Below are 4,888 nucleotides of genomic sequence, written 5' to 3'. Positions count from 1 at the left end.
TGTCGTGGCATCAATTTTAAAAATATCACCGGTAATCCATAAGATCAGCAATAAGATAAAAGCCGTTAGCATTAACCACTCATTACGGCTTACAGGCCCCATTTCTTTTAGTTTTTCAGAGGCCATCTGGGTTGCTCCATTGGTTTTTTTCAATTCCGGTGGATAGATCTTGTACAAGATATAAGGTATGGCGATTAAAGATATAATTCCCGGAATGATTGCTGCCCACATCCAGGACATCCAGGTGATGTCAATCCCAAGATCTTTTGCAAACTTCTGACACATCGGGTTACTTGCTGTTCCTGTAAGAAACATAGAGGAGGTGATCAGATTGATATTGTAACAGTTCAGAGTTAGATAAGAGCCTAGTTTCCGGTGCGTTTCGGGTTTATCTGGCATAGAACCGAAGTTAATAGCCATAGACTTCATAATTGGGTAAATAATCCCTCCTCCCCTTGCCGTGTTACTTGGAATAGCCGGGGCAAGTACCAAATCTGCCAGACCTAAGCCATAGCCCAGACCTAAAGAACTCCGTCCAAAAACGCGTATAAAGAGATAAGCAATACGACTGCCCAGACCGGTTTTAATAAACCCTCTTGCAATAAAGAAGGAAATCCCGATCAGCCAGATCACCTTATCACCAAAACTGCTCAGTGCCATCGAAATAGACTTTCCTGGATTGCCTGGTGCTAAAACGCCAGTAACGGCAACCAAAGCGATCGCGATCATGGACATCGTTCCCATGGAAGCCGCTTTTAAAATAATTCCAAGGATCGTACCGAGGAAAATGGCCAGTAAGTGCCAGGCTTCGGGTTTAACACCTTCCGGAACTGGAATAAACCAAATAATTAACCCAAAAATCAGGGTTACCAACATCATTTTGTAATTAATTTCTTTCATAAAAGGTAGTTTAAATAAGCGATTAAAAACGAGCCTGAACCTGGCAAATTAATCTGTTTCCGTTATATTGAGCTGTTCCTGGTATATTATTCTGGTAACGGTCTATAAGATATCCTGCCTGCACCCTAATGGCATAAGATTGCGCGAAAGATGCACTTACCATAGGAACATAACTGTTCCTGGCGTTTCCTTCTCTTTTAAAATCTGAATCCAGGTATTCATACCTGAAAGCAAACTCCACAGACTTTAAACGTGTATTCCTGATCTTACGCACCAAATTGGGTAATACATAAACACCCCTCATCTGATAATTACCAATAGAGCTTGGACTGGCTGCTGCAAAAAACATCTGGCTGTTAATTCCCTGTTTATATTCTGAAACCAATTCAAAACTCCAATCTTCATTCAAGGGCTTTTTATAGTCTACATCAAATCCATACGCCCAGATTTCTTTACGGGTATTGCTTCCATAACCACCATTCAGGCCAATCAGTAAACTCTTATCAAACTCCATCACTACTCTGGCGGGAACAATCTTACCATTGTCATTGTCCACCTGGTTCCTGTTGTTGCCATTAAAAACACCTATGGAATAAGTGAAAGGTACAGGACCATTTTTAACCGCTCCGGAAAAAGACGCGCCTAACTGGAAACTCTGCCAGCTGTTGGCTCCAAAAAGATAGTACTGGTTGGAATAGTCAATAGATCTTACAAAATCTACTGGATAATTGTCTTCCTGACCAAACTGAGGGCGAAACTGACCTACCTGAAAATTAACGTAATCATTTACACTGTATTTGATAAATGCATTTTCCAGGACTTTGTTCTGGGGGTTTCCGCTGAAATCTCCAAAGTTAACCAGGATGACTGCATTGATCCTGTCGTTCACTGCTGCATTCAGCTGCATCCTGGCACGTTTTACCAAAAAGGAATTTCCGGAAAATTGCTCGCCGGGCGCATGGTTGACGCCGTTAATGTCATTGTCTTTTGTAAAAGAATAAATGTACTGCGTTTGCAGCATACCTGAAAAGGTAATCTTTGTAACCGGAAGGTTAATGCTGATGGTCTTTTTTGTACTGTCTGCAGGATCATTCTGGCCCCAAAGCAGCGTTGGAAAAGCCAGACAGGAAAGCAAAGCAAAAAAGGTTTTTTTGGATTTTTTGTTGAAGGGATAGATGTTCTTCATGCAGTTGAGAGTTAGGTTACACCAGGTAATCGTAAAGCACTTTGTCACAAAATAACCAATTTTATATAATAAAAAAAGTGATTTCTATCACTATAGTATAACTAAAGCTATTTTTAGGAGTGATAAACACGGCTTGGTAAAGAATTCAACCAAGAAAATAATGCTGCATAAACTTCTTCTCTTACAGGTTTCCTGGACAGCACCACGTCATGCAGTGCGCCCTCAATGACAGTGACTTGGCAGTCTCCTTGTATACGGGCAGCCTCCCTGTCCATATCTTTAACATTCAGCACAGCGTCTCCGCTAAACATCCTGTCGCTCCACTTCTTTTCGCTGACAGATCTTAAAGAGTGAATGACCAAAAGCGGCTTTTCAATGCAGATGCCGGCCTTCATGCGCTTATGTCCAAGATGAATAGCTCTTACCCATCCACAATTGACCCTTGGCGCTACATTAGGTTTCCAAGCCAAATTGTACACCCATTCTCCATGAAAATCTTTATGCAAACTCAGGCCGTACAAAGGAGAAAAACCACCATCTACTTGAACATCCGGATGCCTCTTTCCCCACCAGGACACCAATGGAATTCCTATGCTTTTCTCCAAAAACCCCAAACTCATATCCCAAAACGGGCTATTCAGAAATACAGCATGAAACAATTCACTGCTTATATTTTTGGCCGTATAAAGAGAAGCAATCAATCCGCCGGTTGAATGTCCGCTTAAAAGCACAAAGGTATTTCCTTCTTTCTTAAGAAGAGCTAATGCAAAGTTGATATCTGCATCATATTCTGCAAGATCCCGCACATTATTCATCTTTTGATGTGGAAGAAAGGATCGTCCATATTTTCTGAGATCCAAAGCATAAAAGTTATAACCGTTCTGAATATATTGCCCGGCCATCTCTGTCTGAAAGAAATAATCATTGAAGCCATGTATATAGAGAACAGCCAATGAACTCTTTTGCGGACAGCATTTCCGGATTATTGTTCCCACTACCTTTCCTTCATAATCATCTGGCTGGAGAAAAGTTAACGCTTCAAAACCCTGTCCTAAAACGTCTGGATGATAACCCTGGTCTAAATTCAGATCCATAAAAGAGCTTTTAAAATGAATAAATATTGCAATATATTAACTATTCATAAGATTAAATGGTTCTAAATTTGTTATTTTGAATAACAGAACAATCTACATCGAAAATTAAACTCATATGTCAAAAAACGAGGACAAAGAGATCCAGAACATTCTATCTATAGATATTGGCGGTTCAAACATCAAATCATGTCTCTTAAGCCCTCAGGGTGAGGCACTTTCAGAATACACAAAGTTACCTACCCCTGCAGAATCTACCCCCGAGGCCGTTTTAACAGTGATTAAACAACTGGCTGCCACTATGGGCACCTTTGGTAAAGTCTCGGTAGGTTTTCCTGGTTATACGAAATCTGGCGTTGTATATACTGCTCCTAATCTGGAAAAAGGCAAATGGGACAAGATAGAATTTGCGCAGATGGTCAGCAATCTTTTAGATAAGCCTGTTCGCCTGATCAACGATGCAGATCAACAGGGTCTTGGTCTTGTAGATGGTAAAGGTTTTGAAATTGTACTCACTTTTGGAACCGGGTTAGGAACAGCCTTGTTATTTGATGGTGAACTACTTCCACACCTGGAACTTTCCCATCTTCCTATTCATAAAGACAAAGATTATGATGACTATGTTGGAGACAAAGCGCTTAAAAAACATGGGGATAAAGAATGGAAAGAACGTGTTCAACGCGTAATTGACATTTACAAGACCGTTTTCAACTACGACAAACTCTACCTTGGCGGTGGAAATGCAAAATTTATAGATCTGAAACTTGATGATAACGTCGTTATTGCTTCTAACAGGGAAGGTATAAAAGGCGGCGCAAAGCTTTGGAAAGCTGCAGAAAAATATCAGATCGTTACCGTTAATCCAAATAAATAAGCACCCTACTAAAATATAAACAACAGAACAATGAAACAATTCACTTTAGGAATGATAGGCCTGGGCACAATGGGTCGCAACCTATTACTTAACATGGCCGACAATGGTTTTCAGGTAACCGGATATGATAAGGATCCCAAGATGCTGAAGAAACTTGAAGAGGATGGTAAAGCACATGATCTTAAAGGCTTTGCATCATTAGAAGATTTTATACAAAGCCTGGAGTTGCCAAGAAGGGTGATGTTATTGGTTCCTGCGGGTCCGATTGTTGACAGCGTAATCCAGGAGCTGGTTCCCTTGCTGAGCAAAGGTGATATGATCATTGACAGTGGGAACTCTCACTTTACAGATACCAGCAGAAGAGCGGATGAATTGTCAAAACAAGGTATCCACTTCTTCGGAATGGGAATTTCAGGTGGAGAAGAAGGTGCACGTTTTGGCCCGAGCATGATGCCAGGTGGAGATAAACAAGCCTATAATGCAGTAAAACCTATACTGGAAGCAGTTTCTGCGAAAGTAAACGGCGATCCATGTGTAACTTATATCGGTCCTGGTGCTTCAGGTCACTTTGTTAAAATGGTTCATAATGGTATTGAGTATGCGATGATGCAGGTGCTTGCCGAAACCTATGCTTTGTTAAAACATAGCCTGGGTTACAGCAATGAGCAAATCTATGCCACTTTTGATAAATGGAACAATGGCCGTTTAAAGTCTTTCCTGCTGGAAGTTACAAAAGATATTTTTAAAGTAAAAGATCCTAAAACAGGTAACCTTTTACTGGATATGATCAAGGATGAAGCAAAATCTAAGGGTACTGGTAAATGGACTTCACAGGTA

Annotated in this window: 5 protein-coding genes; 2 read left to right on the top strand and 3 right to left on the bottom strand. The window is 40.7% G+C overall.

Annotated features, from left to right (window positions below; all coding sequences use genetic code 11):
* The 3 genes from VNZ46_RS13200 to VNZ46_RS13190 form a co-directional block, all read right to left on the bottom strand.
* The coding region (locus VNZ46_RS13200; protein ID WP_325560566.1) for a DASS family sodium-coupled anion symporter at positions 1 to 900 on the bottom strand (900 nt) is incomplete at its 3' end.
* 22 nt (positions 901 to 922) lie between these two features.
* Positions 923 to 2,086, bottom strand: coding sequence for a porin (locus VNZ46_RS13195; protein WP_325560565.1), 1,164 nt, complete (start codon positions 2,084 to 2,086; stop codon positions 923 to 925).
* Positions 2,087 to 2,199: 113 nt separating this feature from the next.
* On the bottom strand, positions 2,200 to 3,180 hold the full coding sequence (locus tag VNZ46_RS13190) for an alpha/beta hydrolase (RefSeq protein WP_325560564.1): 981 nt from the start codon (positions 3,178 to 3,180) through the stop codon (positions 2,200 to 2,202).
* Between the two features lie 115 nt (positions 3,181 to 3,295).
* Between VNZ46_RS13190 and VNZ46_RS13185 the strand changes: the two genes are divergently transcribed.
* Both VNZ46_RS13185 and VNZ46_RS13180 read left to right on the top strand, forming a co-directional pair.
* Positions 3,296 to 4,051 carry an ROK family protein gene (locus VNZ46_RS13185; RefSeq protein ID WP_325560563.1) on the top strand — a complete coding sequence of 252 codons (756 nt, stop codon included), beginning with the start codon at positions 3,296 to 3,298 and terminating at the stop codon, positions 4,049 to 4,051.
* A 30-nt stretch (positions 4,052 to 4,081) separates the two neighbouring features.
* The coding region (locus VNZ46_RS13180) for an NAD(P)-binding domain-containing protein (protein ID WP_325560562.1) at positions 4,082 to 4,888 on the top strand (807 nt) is incomplete at its 3' end.

The organism is Pedobacter sp., assembly GCF_035566355.1.
Taxonomy (GTDB): domain Bacteria; phylum Bacteroidota; class Bacteroidia; order Sphingobacteriales; family Sphingobacteriaceae; genus Pedobacter.
This window is presented reverse-complemented; position numbering and strand designations above follow the sequence as displayed.

What these genes read in the sequence shown, in the direction of transcription:
- VNZ46_RS13195 (WP_325560565.1), bottom strand. Translation starts at nt 2,086, where the DNA reads ATGAAGAACATCTATCCCTTCAACAAAAAATCCAAAAAAACCTTTTTT.
- VNZ46_RS13190 (WP_325560564.1), bottom strand. Translation starts at nt 3,180, where the DNA reads ATGGATCTGAATTTAGACCAGGGTTATCATCCAGACGTTTTAGGACAG.
- VNZ46_RS13185 (WP_325560563.1), top strand. Translation starts at nt 3,296, where the DNA reads ATGTCAAAAAACGAGGACAAAGAGATCCAGAACATTCTATCTATAGAT.